General features: G+C 60.2%; 19 protein-coding genes. 10 read left to right on the top strand and 9 right to left on the bottom strand.

Features of this window, described 5'->3' with window-relative positions:
• Positions 1-103 precede the first annotated feature (103 nt).
• On the top strand, positions 104-1,099 hold the full coding sequence (gene dusA, locus HX812_RS15230) for a tRNA dihydrouridine(20/20a) synthase DusA (protein WP_038850363.1): 996 nt from the start codon (positions 104-106) through the stop codon (positions 1,097-1,099).
• 251 nt (positions 1,100-1,350) lie between these two features.
• Complete coding sequence (gene tal / locus HX812_RS15225; RefSeq protein ID WP_038850362.1) at positions 1,351-2,277, top strand: transaldolase; 927 nt, start codon at positions 1,351-1,353, stop codon at positions 2,275-2,277.
• A 70-nt stretch (positions 2,278-2,347) separates the two neighbouring features.
• Here the strand turns inward: tal and rssC are convergent, their stop codons facing one another.
• Positions 2,348-2,830 carry an anti-sigma factor antagonist RssC gene (gene rssC / locus HX812_RS15220; RefSeq protein WP_003172602.1) on the bottom strand — a complete coding sequence of 161 codons (483 nt, stop codon included), beginning with the start codon at positions 2,828-2,830 and terminating at the stop codon, positions 2,348-2,350.
• Positions 2,830-4,011, bottom strand: a complete 1,182-nt coding sequence (gene rssB / locus HX812_RS15215; RefSeq protein WP_016975286.1) for a two-component system response regulator RssB — start codon at positions 4,009-4,011, stop codon at positions 2,830-2,832. The genes rssC and rssB overlap by 1 nt, the downstream gene beginning before the upstream one ends.
• A gap of 276 nt (positions 4,012-4,287) precedes the next feature.
• On the opposite strand from rssB, the gene HX812_RS15210 reads away from it, so the two are divergent.
• On the top strand, positions 4,288-4,584 hold the full coding sequence (locus tag HX812_RS15210; protein WP_038850361.1) for a PilZ domain-containing protein: 297 nt from the start codon (positions 4,288-4,290) through the stop codon (positions 4,582-4,584).
• A 60-nt stretch (positions 4,585-4,644) separates the two neighbouring features.
• Here HX812_RS15210 and HX812_RS15205 read toward each other — a convergent pair whose 3' ends face one another.
• On the bottom strand, positions 4,645-5,334 hold the full coding sequence (locus tag HX812_RS15205) for a VacJ family lipoprotein (RefSeq protein ID WP_010212030.1): 690 nt from the start codon (positions 5,332-5,334) through the stop codon (positions 4,645-4,647).
• Positions 5,335-5,529: 195 nt separating this feature from the next.
• Here HX812_RS15205 and HX812_RS15200 point away from each other — a divergent pair, with 195 nt between their 5' ends.
• Positions 5,530-6,138 (top strand): hypothetical protein, encoded by a 609-nt coding sequence (locus HX812_RS15200; protein ID WP_038850360.1) that lies wholly within the window; start codon positions 5,530-5,532, stop codon positions 6,136-6,138.
• Between the two features lie 110 nt (positions 6,139-6,248).
• Positions 6,249-6,515 (top strand): DUF4404 family protein, encoded by a 267-nt coding sequence (locus HX812_RS15195; RefSeq protein ID WP_005786202.1) that lies wholly within the window; start codon positions 6,249-6,251, stop codon positions 6,513-6,515.
• 36 nt (positions 6,516-6,551) lie between these two features.
• Here the strand turns inward: HX812_RS15195 and queF are convergent, their stop codons facing one another.
• Both queF and HX812_RS15185 read right to left on the bottom strand, forming a co-directional pair.
• Positions 6,552-7,382: an NADPH-dependent 7-cyano-7-deazaguanine reductase QueF gene (queF, locus tag HX812_RS15190; RefSeq protein WP_038850359.1), complete on the bottom strand. Its 831-nt coding sequence runs from the start codon at positions 7,380-7,382 to the stop codon at positions 6,552-6,554.
• A 69-nt stretch (positions 7,383-7,451) separates the two neighbouring features.
• A complete protein-coding gene (locus HX812_RS15185) occupies positions 7,452-7,964 on the bottom strand; it encodes a plastocyanin/azurin family copper-binding protein (protein ID WP_038850358.1) in 513 nt (170 codons plus the stop codon).
• A 155-nt stretch (positions 7,965-8,119) separates the two neighbouring features.
• Here HX812_RS15185 and HX812_RS15180 point away from each other — a divergent pair, with 155 nt between their 5' ends.
• Positions 8,120-8,800 (top strand): heavy metal response regulator transcription factor, encoded by a 681-nt coding sequence (locus tag HX812_RS15180; protein WP_038850357.1) that lies wholly within the window; start codon positions 8,120-8,122, stop codon positions 8,798-8,800.
• Complete coding sequence (locus HX812_RS15175) at positions 8,797-10,143, top strand: heavy metal sensor histidine kinase (protein ID WP_038850356.1); 1,347 nt, start codon at positions 8,797-8,799, stop codon at positions 10,141-10,143. The genes HX812_RS15180 and HX812_RS15175 overlap by 4 nt, the downstream gene beginning before the upstream one ends.
• A gap of 86 nt (positions 10,144-10,229) precedes the next feature.
• Here the strand turns inward: HX812_RS15175 and HX812_RS15170 are convergent, their stop codons facing one another.
• The 3 genes from HX812_RS15170 to HX812_RS15160 all read right to left on the bottom strand — a co-directional run bounded on the left by HX812_RS15170 (position 10,230) and on the right by HX812_RS15160 (position 13,478).
• Complete coding sequence (locus HX812_RS15170; RefSeq protein ID WP_033902566.1) at positions 10,230-11,474, bottom strand: lipoprotein-releasing ABC transporter permease subunit; 1,245 nt, start codon at positions 11,472-11,474, stop codon at positions 10,230-10,232.
• A gap of 62 nt (positions 11,475-11,536) precedes the next feature.
• Complete coding sequence (gene lolD / locus HX812_RS15165; protein WP_167351254.1) at positions 11,537-12,220, bottom strand: lipoprotein-releasing ABC transporter ATP-binding protein LolD; 684 nt, start codon at positions 12,218-12,220, stop codon at positions 11,537-11,539.
• Between the two features lie 7 nt (positions 12,221-12,227).
• Positions 12,228-13,478, bottom strand: a complete 1,251-nt coding sequence (locus HX812_RS15160) for a lipoprotein-releasing ABC transporter permease subunit (protein WP_038850355.1) — start codon at positions 13,476-13,478, stop codon at positions 12,228-12,230.
• Positions 13,479-13,572: 94 nt separating this feature from the next.
• On the opposite strand from HX812_RS15160, the gene HX812_RS15155 reads away from it, so the two are divergent.
• The gene (locus tag HX812_RS15155) at positions 13,573-14,157 is read left to right on the top strand and encodes a PilZ domain-containing protein (RefSeq protein WP_033902569.1); all 585 of its coding nucleotides are present in this window, start codon (positions 13,573-13,575) and stop codon (positions 14,155-14,157) included.
• 46 nt (positions 14,158-14,203) lie between these two features.
• Positions 14,204-14,926 carry a glycerophosphodiester phosphodiesterase gene (locus HX812_RS15150; RefSeq protein WP_016975274.1) on the top strand — a complete coding sequence of 241 codons (723 nt, stop codon included), beginning with the start codon at positions 14,204-14,206 and terminating at the stop codon, positions 14,924-14,926.
• Between the two features lie 42 nt (positions 14,927-14,968).
• Here HX812_RS15150 and sthA read toward each other — a convergent pair whose 3' ends face one another.
• Positions 14,969-16,363 carry a Si-specific NAD(P)(+) transhydrogenase gene (gene sthA, locus HX812_RS15145; protein WP_016975273.1) on the bottom strand — a complete coding sequence of 465 codons (1,395 nt, stop codon included), beginning with the start codon at positions 16,361-16,363 and terminating at the stop codon, positions 14,969-14,971.
• A 234-nt stretch (positions 16,364-16,597) separates the two neighbouring features.
• Here sthA and HX812_RS15140 point away from each other — a divergent pair, with 234 nt between their 5' ends.
• Positions 16,598-17,131, top strand: coding sequence for a chalcone isomerase family protein (locus tag HX812_RS15140; RefSeq protein ID WP_038850354.1), 534 nt, complete (start codon positions 16,598-16,600; stop codon positions 17,129-17,131).
• Positions 17,132-17,287 lie beyond the last annotated feature (156 nt).

Raw genomic sequence — 17,287 nt, 5'->3', positions numbered from 1 at the left:
AAAGCTGGGCACGCCTCAGGCTTGGTTCAGGAAAGCTGCACGGATCCCATACCTTATTCCTGATAAACTCACACCCCCCGCCCTACCCTGCTCAGATTGCCCAATGTCCCCGACCAGCACCGCATCACACTCTTTTTCCCGCCGCTTCTCCGTCGCGCCGATGATGGATTGGACTGACCGCCACTGCCGGTTCTTCCTACGCCTGCTCTCCAAACACGCCCTGCTCTACACCGAAATGGTCACCACCGGCGCAATCCTTCACGGCGATCACGAACGCTTCCTGCGCCACAACGAAGCTGAACACCCTCTCGCCCTGCAATTGGGCGGCAGCGTTCCCGCCGATCTGGCCGCCTGCGCGCGCATGGCGCAGGCGGCCGGCTACGACGAGGTGAACCTGAATGTTGGCTGCCCCAGCGACAGGGTGCAGAACAACATGATCGGCGCGATCCTGATGGCTCACCCGGCGCTGGTGGCCGATTGTGTGAAGGCGATGCGCGATGGGGTGTCGATCCCGGTGACGGTGAAGCACCGCATCGGGATCAACGGCCGGGACAGTTATGCCGAGCTGTGTGATTTTGTCGGGCAGGTGAAGGACGCAGGCTGCACCAGTTTTACGGTGCATGCGCGGATTGCGATTCTGGAGGGGTTGTCGCCCAAGGAGAATCGGGACATCCCGCCGTTGCGCTATGACGTGGCGGCCCAGTTGAAGCAGGACTTCCCCGAGCTGGAGATTATTCTCAACGGTGGAATCAAGACGCTGGAGCAGTGCCATGAGCATTTGCAAACGTTTGACGGGGTAATGCTGGGGCGCGAGGCTTATCACAATCCGTATTTGCTGGCGGAGGTGGATCAGCAATTGTTTGGCAGCACGCAGCCGGTGATCAGTCGAGCCGAGGCGCTGGCGCAGTTGCGGCCTTACATTGCCGAACATTTGGCCGGAGGCGGGACGATGCACCACATTACCCGGCATGCGCTGGGGTTGGGCACGGGTTTTCCGGGGGCGAGGAAGTTCAGGCAGTTGCTGTCGGTGGATATTCATAAGACGCCGGACCCGCTGGCACTGCTGGATCAGGCGGGAGCGCTGCTGGAAGGGCGTTGAACGTTTTGACGGTTTTGGGGCTGCTTCGCAGCCCAACGGGAGCAAGCTCCCTCGCCACAGGGATCGAGTCTGGCCATTTGTGATCAGGTTGAACCTGCTGACCGTTTTGTCCTCCTATTAAACAGCCAGACCTGCCATTCAAACGGCTGTTTTCAGGTTGTTGCCCTCGCAAACGATCGAACGCATTTGCGCCCTTGAGCGCCTGCCGGCGCTCGGGTAATGTCATCAGACCCATAGGACAGAGCACGCCCATGACTTCCAAGCTGGAACAACTCAAGCAATTCACCACTGTCGTTGCCGATACTGGCGATTTTTCCACCCTCGCCAAGCTCAAGCCGCAAGACGCCACCACCAACCCTTCCCTGCTGCTCAAGGCTGCGTCGATCGCGGCCTATGCCAAGCTGCTGGATGAGGCCGTGCAAGACTGCAACGGTGACGTGGGCCTGGCCAGCGACCGCTTTGCGGTGGCAGTGGGTCAAGAGATCCTCAAAGTGGTACCTGGGCGTATTTCCACTGAGGTGGATGCCCGCCTGTCGTTTGACGAAGCCGCTATTCTCAAGCGTGCACACCGTCTGATCGACCTGTATGACAAAGCTGGCGTTGGCCGCGACCGCGTGCTGATCAAGATCGCTTCCACCTGGGAAGGCATCCGCGCCGCCGAGCAGCTGGAAAAAGAAGGCATCCAGACCAACCTGACCCTGCTGTTCTCCTTCGCCCAGGCCGTGGCCTGCGCAGAGGCCGGTGTGTTCCTGATCTCGCCGTTCGTGGGCCGTATCTACGATTGGTACAAAAAGGCCAATGGCAACGACTACACCGGTTCGGATGATCCGGGCGTGCAGTCGGTGACGCGCATCTACAATTACTACAAGGCCAATGGCTACAAGACCGTGGTGATGGGCGCGAGCTTCCGCAACCTCAGCCAGATCGAAGAGCTGGCCGGGTGCGATCGCCTGACCATTAGCCCGGACCTGCTGGAGAAGCTGGCGGCTGACGAAGGCACGCTGGAGCGCAAGCTGTCGCCAGGCCATGCCGGTGAAGCCCGTGTTCACCTGACTGAAGCGCAGTTCCGCTGGGAGTCCAACGAGGACGCGATGGCGACTGAGAAGCTGGCCGAGGGCATTCGTCAGTTTGCTCGGGACCAGGAAAAACTCGAAGCGCTGTTGTCCGCCAAGCTGTAAAGCAGCCACGGCAAAAAGGGCGGTCACCCTCACGGGGACCGCCCTTTTTTATGCTTCGAATTCGTCTAGATCAATGCCGCTCCAGCGCATTCACCAGGTCGTGGAACGCTTCGCGATTGGACTCGTTGAGGCCCATCAGGATCTTGTGCGCTTCCAACACCTTGACCCGCACCACTTCCTCGGACTGGTCCTGGGACGGCAGGTCGGTCAGGCATTCCGGGCACGGAATCGGGCGGTCAACGATGTTGAACACCTGGTCGAAGCCCATGGACTGCAACAGACGCGTGATGTCTTCGTGGGTGGTGACCACAGTCGGCAGCAGGCCGACCTTCTGCCGAGACAGAATGGACAATTTGGCCAGCAAGCCAAGGGTGGTGCTATCGATGCTGCGGGTTTCGGTCAGATCGATCACGATCGCCGAGAAATTCAACGCTGTGAAGATCCGCTCAATCGTCGCATCCAGCGCCGAACACAAGGTCAGGCGCACTTCACCGACAAATTTCAGGACGAAGGTCCCGTCTTGCTCGGCGAATTGGATTCTTCCGGTACTCATCAAAGATTCCTGCTCAACACCAATAGGGCGATATCATCCGGCATCTCCCCTAGCGTGGCCAATCCAAAAACCTGCCGCAGGCCATCCAGGCTGCCGCCCGCCGACTTGACCTTTTGGGGCAAGGCGGCTTCTTTCTCTTTGAGTGTAGGCTCTGGAAGAAGGTCCAGGATGCCGTCTGACATCAGCGTGAGGCTGAACGTCGGCGGCAGTTCCAGGATATGGTCTTCATAGGTGGCTTCATTGAACAAGCCAACCGGCAGACCACGCCCTTCCAGGTAACGCACACTGTCAGGAGTGTATAAAACCGGCATCGGCAGGTGACCACCGATGCTGTAGGTCAAAAGACCGGTTTCTTCGTCAATCACGCCGCCAACCATCGTCACGTGCTTGCCCAGCTTGCAGCTGATCAGGCCCCGGTTGATGTGGCCCAGCACCTCGGAGGGGGTGAACTCCGGCAAGGTGCCATTGCGCTTGGATTCGAACAGCAACCGTGTGGTCATGAACTTCAACAACACGGTGACAAAAGCAGAGGACGCACCGTGGCCGGAAACGTCCGCCAGGTAGAACGCCACACGTCGCTCATCCACACGGAAGTAATCAACAAAATCACCCGACAGGTACAACGACGGGATGATCTGGTGGGCAAACTGGAAGTCGTCGATGGTCCAGGGGCTGACCGGCAGCATGTTCATCTGCACCTGGCGACCGGCATTCTGGTCTTCCTGGAGCAGGTTGAGGCTGGCTTCGAGTTCGCGGTTGGCGGTTTCGAGCTTTTCGCGGTAGCGCTGGTTCTCCACCAGCAGGCGTGCACGATCCAGGGCACGGCGCACCGAGTGCTCCAGCACCGCCAGGTCTTCCAGGGGCTTGATCAGGTAGTCGGCGGCGCCCAGGCGCAAAGCCTCGACAGCATCGTTCATCACCCCGGCACCCGATACCACGATCACCGGTGTCTGCGGGGCGAGCTCAGTCACCTGGCGAATCAGCTCCAAGCCGCCCATCTGGGGCATGCGCAAGTCGCAGATCACAAGGTCGGGCTGGTCGCGCTCGAATACCTGGAGACCCTGTTGGCCATTGCTGGCCTGCAGGACGCTGAAGCCACTGTCTTCCAAATAGGCCGCGAGGCTCGCGCGCACTACTTCGTCGTCATCGATTATCAGCAGCGTGGCACTGGTTTTTTGCATGTGGGCAAACGGCGCCAGAATTAGGTTGGCGTAGGTGGCGCGACAATGGCCGGGCTCACGTACTGGATTCGCTTTCTAGCCTCTCTGTCCTACAAAGCATTGGGATTTCGCCCATGCACAACGGTAAAGCAGAGGTGCCCTTCTAAGGCGCAGACGGTACTCCCATCCGTCAGGGGTTTCAAGCTCATGCCGATGGTCGCCGGGCGTCTTTACACCGCAAATCACCGGGAGTTATAAGAACAGGCACGACCACAACACAAAGTAAGGATGAAGCCCATGAGCGAACACGAGCGCGACTACGCCGAAAAACGCGATTTCATCCGCATGCGTGTGGATGCAGACGTATCCCTGATCCATGCAGGGCAAGAAATTGCCGGGGTTTGTGTGGACCTTTCCAGTTCCGGCATGCAGGTGCAGGCGCCTCGCCAGTTCAACGTAGGCGACCTGCTGACCGTGCGCATCGATTCGGAGCACGCCGCACTGAAGGGCCTGGAGGCCGATACCGAGGTGGTGTGGGCCAAGGCCAGGGGAGAAGACCAACACCTGGGCCTCAAGATCTTGAAAATGCGTTGAATCCCACGCACAAAAAAGGCGACCGCTGAGGTCGCCTTTTTCATTTCAAAACGTCACGGCTTAGAAGTCGTCGACGACCTTGCCGTCCTTGACCTTGAACTCGCGGTTCTGCAGGTAAGCGTTACGAATGAAGGTGTACTTGTCACCGGTGATCAGCTTCTCGCTGTCGAGCAGGCTCGCACGGGTGTCGACGATATTCAGGCCAAAAGTGCTGTTGCGCCAGCCGATATCGTTCATGTAGCGGTACGGCTGGGTGTAGCTGTCCACGTATTTGGACGGCGCATCACGCAAGGTGCTTGGGCCGAGCAGGGGCAGCATCACGTAAGGACCGCTGCCGACGCCCCAGTAGCCGAGGGTCTGACCGAAGTCTTCATCGCTGCGTTGCAGCCCCATTTTGGTGCCGACATCGATAAAGCCCAGCACACCGAAGGTGGTGTTGACCAGCAAACGCGCGGTGTCGACACCGGCGTTGTGCGGCTTGAGCTGCAGCACGTTGTTGGCCAGGTTGCCTACGTCGCCGATGTTGCGGAAGAAGTTGTGAATGCCATCCTGCACGAACTGCGGCGTCACGAACTGATAGCCCTGAGCCAATGGCTTGAGGGCATAGGTATCTACGGTGTCGTTAAAGGTGAAGATCGGGCGGTTGACGCTTTCCCATGGATCATCTTCCGATGCAGCCTGTGCGGCGAAAGGTGCCAACAAGACAGTGGCACACACCGACAGCTGAGCGAAGTAGTGGCTCCAGCGCATAGCTTTTGCTCCTTGAATGGTCTGTCATGGGCGCTATGCCCTGAATAAGGCCGTCAGTATATGACGGAAGTCGCCAATTAGGCAGCAACTAGGAAACGCCATAGCAAAAATGGACAATTTTCCTACAAATAACAATTGTGTCATCGACTTGTCATCCTGAGTCGATAGCGTTAGAGCTATTTCAGGGATGTCGACATGCCTCACGCCGAGATAGCCATCGCCAGCGCGCCCACCTTGACTGCCGTCCTGTTTGGCTTGAGTGGCTGCCTGGTGGACTTCGGTTCCCGTGCTCGCACCGACTCGCCCTCCCTTGAATCCCAGGCTACGCCCGGCGCCCTGAACATCCTGCGCAGTCTCAAGGAACAAGGCGTCCCGTGCGCCTGGCTGGATGAACTGCCTCCCGCCGTCACCACCCCGCTGGCCGCCACGCTGCCTGCGTGGGTCAAGGCGACACCACCCTCCTCCATTCGCTGGCCTGCGCCCCACGCCTGCTGGCAAGCCTTGATGCAACTGAACATTGAACGCCTGGAAGGCTGTGTATTGGTCAGCGGCGAACCGCGCTTGCTGCAATCCGGGCTCAACGCCGGGTTGTGGACCATCGGCCTGGCCTCCTGCGGTTCGCTGTGCGGCATGGCGCCCGCACAATGGCAGGCGCTGAGCGAACCGGAACGCGAGCACAAGCGCGGCAAGGCCACCGTCGCCCTTTACGGGCTGGGTGTGCACTCGGTGATCGACCACCTGGGCGAACTCGGCACCTGCCTGGCCGACATCAGCCTGCGCCAGCTCAAAGGCGAGAAGCCCTGACACGGATCATGCACAGTCGACGCCAGTGGATTAATCTACAGGTCAGCCCGTAGACCTTTCTCGGCGTGCCGCGGTCTATGCCAGTGCCTATCGATAAAAGGAAACACGTCATGCCTGATCGCAAAAAACTGGAAGAACAGGTCGAAATCCTGCGCGGGCAGTTGGAACAGGAACCGCCGCTGTCGGAAGAAAAACGTGAAGCGCTGGAAGCCTTGATTGCCAAGTTCGAATTACAACTCGAACTGGAGCCGGCCACTCAAACACCGAGTATTTCCGACGATGTGAATCAAGCGGCCATCGAGTTCGATGCCGAGCACCCGGTGATTTCCGGGACCCTGCGCAATATCATGATCACCTTGGGCAATATCGGGATCTGATAGCAAAAAGCCCCGCAATCGCGGGGCTTTTCAATGTTACTGACGAGCCAGGCGCACGTTCTGGAACGCCACATCCTCAGTACTGCGATACGGGTTGATATCCAACCCACCCCGCCGCACATACCGCGCGTACACCGTCAGCTTTTCCGGCTTCAGCAAGCGCTGCAAATCCAGGAAGATGCGCTCTACGCACTGCTCATGGAAGTCCGAGTGCTGGCGAAAGCTCACGATGTATTCCAGCAGGCTGGCGTGATCCAACGCGTGACCACGGTATTGCACCACCACACTGCCCCAGTCCGGCTGGCTGGTCACCGGGCAGTTGGATTTGAGCAGGTGACTGTGCACGCTCTCCTCGACAACGCGCGAGTCATCGCAACGCAGCAGTTCCGGGCGCGGGTGCTCGTAGTTGCTGACGCTGATATCCAAATCATCGATGCATACACCCGGCAACGCCATCACGCCTTCGGCCTCGATCTCGGCCAGGCTGCGGATACGCACGCTCACAGGCGCACCGGCGGCAGCGCTGAGGTCGGTGCGCAAGGTGGTTTCCAGACTGGCAGCATCGGCAAACGCGGTCTGGTTCAGCGAGTTGAGGTACAGCTTGAACGACTTGGACTCGATGATGTTCGGCGAGTCGGCCGGAATGCTGAACTCACCGATGGCCACCACCGGCTTGCCCGACGGCAGCAGCCAGGACAGTTCAAAGCAGTTCCAGAAATCAACGCCCTTGTAAGGCAGGGTTTCGGCGCTCAGGCCCAGCTCGGCCCACTTGGCGGCACGCGGGATCGGGAACAGCAACGAAGGTGTGTAGGTGGAGATGTATTCACTGGACTTGCCCAGCGGCGAATGTTCGGCTGCGGGATGCATGGCGGAAACCTGGCTAAATAAACCGCGCCAGTCTACCAGCCTTTGCCCCCGCGCCTAAGCGCCAGCGGATCAATCGACGTTGAGCTTGCCGACCATGCCCGCCTGGTAATGCCCCGGAAGGTTGCAGGCAAACTCCAGGCCCGTTGCCTGAGTGAACGTCCAGGTCAGCTCGGCGGTTTTGCCCGGCTCAACCAGTACGCTATTGGGATCATCGTGTTTCATCGCACCGTGGCCCATGGCTGTATGATCCATCTTGCCCATGCCCGTTGCCGTCAACATGCCGCTGGCCTGCATCTGCAGCATTTCCTTCTGGTGTTCGGCATGCATCGCCGCGTCGCCCAGGTTGAATTCGTGGAGCAACTGGCCTTTGTTGACCAGTACAAAGCGCACGGTCTCACCGGCTTTCACGTCAAGGGACTTGGGCGAAAAGGAAATGTCCTGCAGGGTTACTTCCACGGTACGCGTGGCTTTGCTCGCCGGCGCAGCTTCGCCGAAGGCATAGGTGTGGGCGGCATCAGCCATCGCTTCAACACTCAATGCCAACAGGCAACCCGCCAACAACAGGGGTGTACGCAACGCCATCGGTCTTCTCCAAAAATAGATAAACAGCTTGGGCAGCACTCTAAGATTGCGTCGCTGCCAGCCAGCTGACTGCTAGATTACAACTTTGTCAGGTTGCTCCCCTGCCCTGGCACCCAAGGTATAAAGCCGTCGTCCACCGTTGCCAAGAGCTGCCCATGAAACTGCTGATCGTCGAAGACCAACCCAAAACCGGCCACTACCTGCGCCAGGGCCTGGCCGAAGCGGGTTTTACGACCGAACTGGTGGCCGATGGCACCAGCGGCCAGCACCTTGCGCTGACCGGGGACTACGATCTGTTGATCCTCGACGTGATGCTGCCGGGCCGTGACGGCTGGCAGATCCTCCAGGCCGTGCGCAGCGCCGGCATGGACATTCCGGTGCTGTTCCTCACCGCCCGCGACGCCGTGGAAGACCGCGTACACGGCCTGGAGCTGGGCGCCGACGATTACTTGGTCAAGCCCTTCGCCTTTTCCGAACTGCTCGCCCGCGTGCGCAGCCTGTTGCGCCGTGGCAGCAGCACACCGCAGGAAACCGCGCTGCAACTGGCCGACCTGCGCCTGGACCTGATCCGCCGCCGCGTGGAGCGAGACGGCCAACGCATTGACCTGACCGCCAAGGAATTCTCCCTGCTGGAACTGCTGCTGCGCCGCCAAGGCGAAGTGCTGCCCAAATCGCTGATCGCTTCTCAGGTGTGGGACATGAACTTCGACAGCGACACCAACATCATCGAAGTGGCGATCCGCCGCCTGCGTCTGAAAGTCGACGACAACTTCCCCAACAAGCTGATCCACACAGTACGCGGCATGGGTTATGTGCTGGAGGAGCGGGTCAATTGATCAAGCGCCTGTCCCTGGCCAGCCGCCTGGCGCTGCTGTTTGCCGCCTGTACCGCCGTGGTGTCGCTGATCGCCGGGGTGCTGTTCAATCGCGCCAGCGAGGCGCACTTCATTGAGTTGGACCAGCAGCAACTCGACAGCAAACTGGTGGCGCTGCGCAGTACCTTGCAAGGTGTCGACTCGCCGGAGGCCTTCGCCCGGCGTGAAGCGCAATTGCGCACCGAACTCAGTCGCCAGCCCGACCTTACCCTGCGCATCACCGCCGCCGGCCAACGCTGGCTGGACGATGCACCAAGCGTGACCTTGCCCGAGGCACCCGGCCTGCACAGCCTGCAAAACGCCGACACCGACTACCGGGTCTACAACGCGCCGTTGAGGGCAGGCCAACCCGACTCACCGCAACTGAGCTTGATGCTCGACATTACTCACCATCAGCACTTTTTGCAGCGCATGCAGCACCTGATCTGGCTCACTGTCGGCCTATCGGCCCTGGCGACCGCCCTGCTCGGCGCCTGGGCTGCGCGCAGCGGGTTGCGGCCACTTCGACGCATGGGCGAAGTGGCCGCCAGTGTGTCGGCACACTCCTTGACCCAACGTTTGCCTCAACAGGAAATGCCCACGGAACTGGCGGACCTGGCCCAAGCCTTCAACGCCATGCTCGGCCGACTCGACGACGCATTCCAGCGCCTTTCAGCGTTTTCCGCCGACATTGCCCACGAACTGCGCACGCCGCTGTCGAACCTGCTGACCCAGACCCAGGTCATCCTCACCCAGCCACGGCCGCTGGAGGACTACCGCGAGGCGCTGCACAGCAACCTGGAAGAACTGCAATGGATGGCGCAGTTGGTCAACGACATGCTGTACCTGGCCAAGGCGGATCACGGCTTGTTGATGCCCAAGCGTGAAACCTTGGTGCTGGCGGATGAAGTCGACGCGCTATTGGAGTTTTTTACATTGCTGGCAGAGGACGGACAGATCAGCCTGGTGCGTGAGGGCACGGCCCGTACGACGGGTGATCGTGGGATGTTGCGCCGGGCACTGTCGAATCTGCTGGATAACGCACTGCGATTTACACCACCGGGTGGCGAAGTGCGTGTGCGAATCGAGGATGGCGTGAGGCTTTCAGTGGAGAACACCGGGGATGGCATTCCAACGGAGTTGCTGCCGAGGTTGTTTGACCGCTTCTACCGGGCAGACCCGGCACGCCATGAAGGCAGCAGTGAGCATGCGGGATTGGGGCTGGCGATTACCCAGTCGATTGTGCGGGCACATGGCGGGAGGATTTATTGTGAATCTGGGGCGGGATGGACAAGGTTTGTGATTGAGTTGCCGACCGAAGTTTGATGCAAGCTGGGCCGGCCTTTTCGCGAGCAAGCCCGCTCCCACATTTGAATGTATTCACAAATCAAAATGTGGGAGCGGTCTGAAGTTTACGAATATCTCAGGGCATGCGCCGGCTCAATCTTCGCCGCCCGATACGCCGGATACAGCGTCGCCAGAAAGCTCAACACAAACCCGGCCGTGCAGATCAGCAGCACATCCCCACCCTGCAGTTCCGAAGGCAGGTTGCTGACAAAGTACACGTCCGAACTGAAGATATGCTGCCCGGTAACCCTCTCCACCCAGCCCACCAGTTCACTGACGTTCAGCGCGGCAATCACGCCCAATACGCCACCGATCAATGTACCGACGATACCGATCACCGTGCCCTGCACCATGAAGATCGCCATGATCTGCCGTGGCGTCGCGCCGATGGTGCGCAAAATCGCAATGTCCGCGCCCTTGTCGTTCACCACCATGATCAAGGTGGCAATGATGTTGAACGCGGCCACCGCGACAATCATCAGCAACAGCAGGCCGATCATGGTCTTTTCCATCTTCATCGCGCTGAACAGGCTGCCCTGGGTGTGGGTCCAGTCGTCAGGCTTGTAGGCGGCGCCCAGGCTGGCGGCGATGTCCGATGAGACCTTGGGGGCCGCGTACAGGTCTTTCACCGCCAGGCGCACGCTTTGCACCTGGTTCGGCTGCCAGTGCTGGATCTCTGCGGCGTCGGCCATGTGGATCATGGCCATGGAGCCGTCCAGTTCAGCACCAACCTTGAAGATGCCCACCACGTTCAAACGCTGCATGCGCGGGGTGATGCCGCCCGGTGCGGTGCTGATTTCCGGCACGATCAGGGTCACTTTGTCGCCCACATTCAGACGGAAGCGCCGAGCCGTGATTTCGCCGACCACCACGCCAAACTCGCCGGGTTTCAAGTCTTCCAGACTGCCGCGCACGATATGCTGGGCCACGATCGACACCTTGCCTTCCTGCGCCGGGTCGATACCGCTGATCTCGATCGGCTGCATGGCGCCCTTGTAGGAGAACATGCCGTCCATTTGCGTGAAAGGTACGGCGGCGGTCACTTCCGGATTCTTCATCGCGGCGGCGGCCACCGGCTGCCAATCGTTAATCGGATTCACGCCGACGATGGTCGCGTGAGGCACCATGCCGAGGATGCGCGAGCTCATTTCGCGCTGGAAGCCGTTCATCACCGACAACACCACAATCATCGCCAACACGCCCAGGGCAAGGCCGATCATCGAGGTCATCGAGATAAACGAGACAAAACGGTTGCGGCGCTTGGCGCGGGTATAGCGCGTGCCGATGAAAATCGATAACGGTCTGAACATTCGCTTGCACCGCCTGAAAAAATGAAAAAGCCCGGCGCTTGAAGCGCCGGGCTTGAAACGGGTCAGATGGCGACCAGATGACCTTCCTGCAGGTGCAACACACGGTCCATCTGGCGGGCCATGCTCATGTCATGGGTCACCACCAGGAACGCGGTGCGCATCTGGGTGCTCAGTTCCAGCATCAAGTCCTTGATGCCCTGGGCGGTGTGGGAGTCGAGGTTGCCGGTCGGCTCATCGAGCATCACCAACCCTGGGTTGTTCACCAAGGCGCGAGCGATGGCCACACGCTGGCGCTCGCCGCCGGACAACTCGGCCGGTTTGTGCTCCAGGCGATGGCCGAGGCCAACGCGCTCCAGCAGCGCTTTGGCACGCTGGCGGGCTTGCGGGATCGCGGTCTTGCCGATCAGCAGCGGCATGCACACGTTTTCCAGGGCGGTGAACTCCGGCAACAGGTGGTGGAACTGATACACAAAGCCCAGCGAACGGTTGCGCAGCTGGCCGCGAGCCTTTTCACCGAGGGCCGACAGTTCTTCACCGGCCAGCCACACGCTGCCCTGGGACGGCGTATCAAGGCCGCCCAACAGGTTCAGCAAGGTACTTTTACCGGAACCGGAACTGCCCACGATCGCTACGCGCTCGCCTGGGTGCAGCTCAAGTTGCAGGTTGGACAGCACCACCACCGACTCCGGGCCTTCCTCGTAGGATTTGCCCAGGTCGCGGCAGCTCAGGATTGCTTTTTCACTCATGCCCGATTCACTCATAACGTAAGGCCTGTGCTGGCTGGGTACGTGCCGCGCGCCAGGCTGGATACAGGGTGGCAAGGAAACTCAGGACCAACGCAGCGCCGCCCACCATCAACACGTCCTGGGCCTGAACCTGGGACGGCAAGTAGTCGATGAAGTAGACGTCGGCGTTGAGAAACTTGTGGCCGATCAGGGTTTCGAGGCCGGCGATGGCGGCGCTCACGTTCAGCGCGGCCAAAATGCCGACGGCCGTACCGATCAGGGTACCGACCACGCCGATCACGGTGCCCTGCACCATGAAGATCGCCATGATCTGCCCCGGCGTGGCGCCGAGAGTACGCAGGATGGCGATATCGCCCTTCTTGTCGTTCACCACCATCACCAGCGTGGAGATGATGTTGAAGGCCGCCACGGCGACGATCAGCAGCAACAGCAGGCCGATCATGGCTTTTTCCATGCGGATGGCCTGGTACAGGTTGCCGTGGGTACGGGTCCAGTCGCGGGCGTAGTACTGGCTTTCACCCAGGTGCTGGGCGATTTCCCAGGCGCCGCGCGGCGCATCGAACAAGTCGGCGAACTTGAGGCGCAAGCCCTGCACCTGGTCCGGCTGCCAGCGATGCAGGCGCGCCAGGTCGGTGAGGTTGGTCAGGCCTAGGTAGCCGTCGATCTCGCCAGCGCCAACGTGGAAAGTGCCGACCACGGTAAAGCGCTTCATGCGCGGGAACATGCCCGCCGGGGTCACGGTGACTTCCGGCGCGACGAAGGTCAGCTTGTCGCCGAGGCCCACGCCGAGTTTGGCCGCCGCCTTGTCGCCGATGACAATGCCGAAGCTGCCGGGCGCCAGGTCGTCGAGTTTGCCCTGCAGCATGAACTTGTCGATGATCGAGACGTTGCGTTCCTGGACCGGGTCGATGGCATTGAGCAGGATCTTCTGCACCTTGCCGTCATGGGTCAGCAACCCCTGCATCTGGGTGAATGGCGCGACGGCCAGCACCTTGGGGTTCTGCTTGACCTTGTCGGCCAGGCTTTGCCAGTCACTGATGGGCGCATCGCCCTCGATGGTCGCGTGGGGCACCATGCCCAGCACGCGGGTGCGCATCTCATGATCGAAGCCGTTCATCACCGACAGCACCACGATCATCACGACCACGCCCAAGGCGAGCCCGATCATCGAGGTCAGGGAAATGAACGACACAAAATGATTGCGACGCTTTGCACGGGTATAACGCGTGCCAATAAATACGAAGAGAGGTCTGAACATGTCGGGGCTTGTTCGGAGGAAAAGAAGACGTCCCGGTGGCGGGGTCTGGTAAGCAGCTTTACACTCTGACCATTACCGCTAGCTGGGGTTCGCCATGTCGACATTAGATGAAGAAGAACGCCGCGAATACTACCGTATCGACGACATGATCGCACTTCAAATCAAAAGCCTGTCTGCCCCCGAGGCGGCGAGCAAGGAAGTGTTGCTGGATGATTCTCCGCTGTTCAATTTACTCAGTGAATTGCACCTGAGCGAATTCGAAGCCCAGCACCTGCTGCGCCAGCTCAGCGAGAAGGATCGCACCCTCGCCGCCTTCCTTCGCGTGCAGAACAAACGCCTGGACCTGCTCAGCCAGATCATGGCGCGCGGCCTGCTGGATGAGGTCGGCGCACCGCAGCCGGTGATCATTTCCGAAGGCGGTATCGACTTCCAACACCCCACGCCCCTGCCGGCTGGCGCACACCTTGCGGTGAAACTGGTGCTGATGCCCCAGGCGCTCGGCTTGTTGCTGCGCGCGCGCGTCACCCATTGCGACCCCAAAGGCGCAGGCTTTGATGTCGGCACGGAATTCGAAGCCATGACCGACGCCCAACGCCAACTGCTGGCGCGCTACATCCTGCAGAAACAGGCCCAGGAACGCCGCCTGGCGCGGGAACAGAGCGACGCCCAAGACACTTGAACCCTCGAATTCACCCCGCCAGACCACCTGGCGTAAAGGAGCAACTGTGACCCTGATCTACGGCCACCGCGGTGCCAAAGGCGAAGCACCGGAAAACACCCTGACCAGCTTCCAGGAGTGCCTCAAGCACGGTGTACGCCGCTGCGAACTGGATTTGCACCTGTCCATGGACGGCGAGCTGATGGTCATCCACGACCCGACCCTCAAGCGCACCGCCGACCGGCGCGGCAAAGTCGTCGAGTATTCCGCGGCCGACCTGGTGAAGATGGACGCACGCAAAGGCGGTCCGGGCTGGGTCAAGCCGTGCCCGATTCCGCGTCTGGAAGAACTGTTCGAAAAGTGCGACTTCGATCACTGGCAACTGGAAGTCAAAAGCGCCTCGCGCACCCGCGCCGCCACCACCGTGCTGGCGATTCGTGAAATGGCCGTGCGTTTCGGGCTGATGGACAAGGTCACCGTGACCTCAAGTTCGCGGGAAGTACTGAAAGCCGCAGTTGAACTCACTCCCGACCTGTCACGCGGTCTGGTGGCCGAATACGCCTGGCTCGACCCGCTGAAGGTCGCGCAGAATTACGGCTGTGAGATTCTGGCGTTGAACTGGACGCTGTGCACCCCTGAGCGTCTGGAAAAAGCCCAGCGCCAGGGTTTGCACGTGTCCGTATGGACCGTCAACGAACCTGCGCTGATGCGCAGGCTCGCCGACTTCGGCGTAGATAGCCTGATTACAGACTTTCCCGGTTTGGCCACTGCCACTCTCGGGAATTACTGAAATCGGTCTCCCCGGCCGGCTCAGGCCACCGGCCGGAGCCGCTCAAAAAAGCCGGTTGAGGCCGTCGTAGGCCGCTACCCGATAGGCTTCTGCCATGGTCGGGTAGTTGAACGTGGTGTTGACGAAATACTTCAGGGTATTGAGTTCACCCGGCTGGTTCATGATCGCCTGGCCGATGTGCACGATCTCCGAGGCCTGATAGCCGAAGCAATGCACGCCGAGGACTTCCAGGGTTTCACGGTGGAACAGGATCTTCAGCATGCCTTGCGGCTCACCGGCGATCTGCGCACGCGCCATGCTCTTGAAGAACGCCTTGCCCACTTCGTAAGGCACTTTGGCCTTGGTCAGTTCGTGTTCGTTCTTGCCGATCGAGCTGATCTCGGGAATCGTGTAGATCCCGGTCGGCACGTCGTTCACGTAGCGCCAGCTGCCATTGTCGACGATGCTGCCAGCGGCCGAGCGACCCTGGTCATGCGCCGCACTGGCCAGGCTCGGCCAGCCGATCACGTCACCGGCGCCGTAGATGTTCGCCACGCAGGTGCGGTAGTTCTCGTCCACTTCGATCTGGCCACGGCTGTTGACCTTGACCCCGATGTTTTCCATGCCCAGCTTGTCGGTGTTGCCGGTACGGCCGTTGCACCACAGCAAGGCGTCGGCCTTGATCTTCTTGCCGGACTTGAGGTGCAGGATCACACCGTTATCCAGGCCTTCGACGCGCTCGTACTCTTCGTTATGACGCACGGTGATGTTGTTGTTGCTGAAGTGGTAGCTCAACGCCTGGGAAATTTCCGAGTCGAGGAAGCTCAGCAACTGGTCGCGGTTGTCCACCAGTTCCACCAGCACGCCCAGGCCGCTGAAGATCGAGGCGTATTCACAGCCGATCACACCGGCGCCGTAGATGATCAGTTTGCGCGGGGTGTGGCCCAGGCTCAGGATGGTGTCGCTATCGTAGATACGCGGATGGTGGAAATCGATGTCCGCCGGGCGGTACGGGCGCGAACCGGTGGCGATGATGATGTGCTTGGCCACCAGCTTCTCGACCACGCCATTGGGGCAGACCACTTCGATGGTTTGCTCGTCGGCAAAGCTGCCGGTGCCGAAGAACAAGTCGACGCGGTTACGGGCATAGTAGCCGGTACGCGAGGCGACTTGCTTGGAGATGACTTTCTCGGCGCTCTTGAGCACGTCCGGGAACGAAAACCAGCGCGGCTCACCAATGGCCCGGAACATCGGGTTGGTGTTGAACTGCATGATCTGGCGCACCGAGTGACGCAAGGCCTTGGACGGGATGGTGCCCAGGTGGGTGCAGTTACCGCCGACCTGGCGACGGCTATCGACCATCGCCACCTTGCGCCCAGCTTTGGCGGCGTTCATCGCCGCACCTTCTCCAGCCGGGCCGGAACCCAGTACCACCACGTCGTAGTTGTAGACAGCCATGCGTACTCCTCAGAACAGGCCAGGCGTACGGTTGGACGCCGGGCTAAATCATGCCGCGGCCAGCGGTCATGAAGGACAATTCGGCTCAAGTGTGTGAACCGGGGCACAGTCTATATAAGGCTCAACGCCGCGAACATTAACCCTTGGTCGCGTCGTAGGCCAGTCTTGCCTTTACTACACCATCAGGAAATTGCAATTACACTGCCAGCAAGCCCCTTTGCAGGACTGGCCATTATGCGACATGTCGCTTTCTGTTTATTACTGATGCTGTCGATCACGGTGCAGGCCAATGAGGCGGATCGGCTGAAACAAGCCGATTTTCCGGCGCAGTCCCAGCAATTGACCTTGAAAAACCAGGCGGTGCTCACCTATCTCTGGGCGGATGTTTACGCGGCTGCGCTGTATGCCCCGTCCGACTTGAGCGCCAAGCAGGCCTGGGCGCAACAGAAAGCGCTGCGCCTGACGCTGTATTACTTTCGCGACATCGACCGCAATGATGTGATCAAAGCCGCCACTGCCACGCTGGAGCGCCAGCAGACCAACGCCCGCCTCAAGCCCGAAATAGACAAACTGCACGCCAGCTTTCGCGATATCCGCAGCGGTGATCGGTATGCCCTGGACTTTCGTCCGGGACGTGGATTGAACCTGGAGATCAATGGGCAGGTGGTGTTCAGCAGTGCTGATGATCAACTGGCGAGGGCTTACCTGGGCATTTGGCTGGCGCCCAAAGGATTGTCCGACAGCTTGCGCGACAAACTTCTCCTATAGGAGCGAGCGTTTTGTGGCGAGGGAGCTTGCTCCCGCTGGGCTGCGAAGCGGCCCCAAAAAGCATGCGGGCGCTACGCACCCGAGCGGGAGCAAGCTCCCTCGCCACAACAACCCCCACCCTGCAAAAGCAGGGAGCATGTCTAGTCCTGAAATAGG

This window comes from Pseudomonas sp. IPO3749, assembly GCF_013386605.1.
Classification (GTDB): Bacteria; Pseudomonadota; Gammaproteobacteria; order Pseudomonadales; family Pseudomonadaceae; genus Aquipseudomonas; species Aquipseudomonas azotoformans_A.
This window is presented reverse-complemented; position numbering and strand designations above follow the sequence as displayed.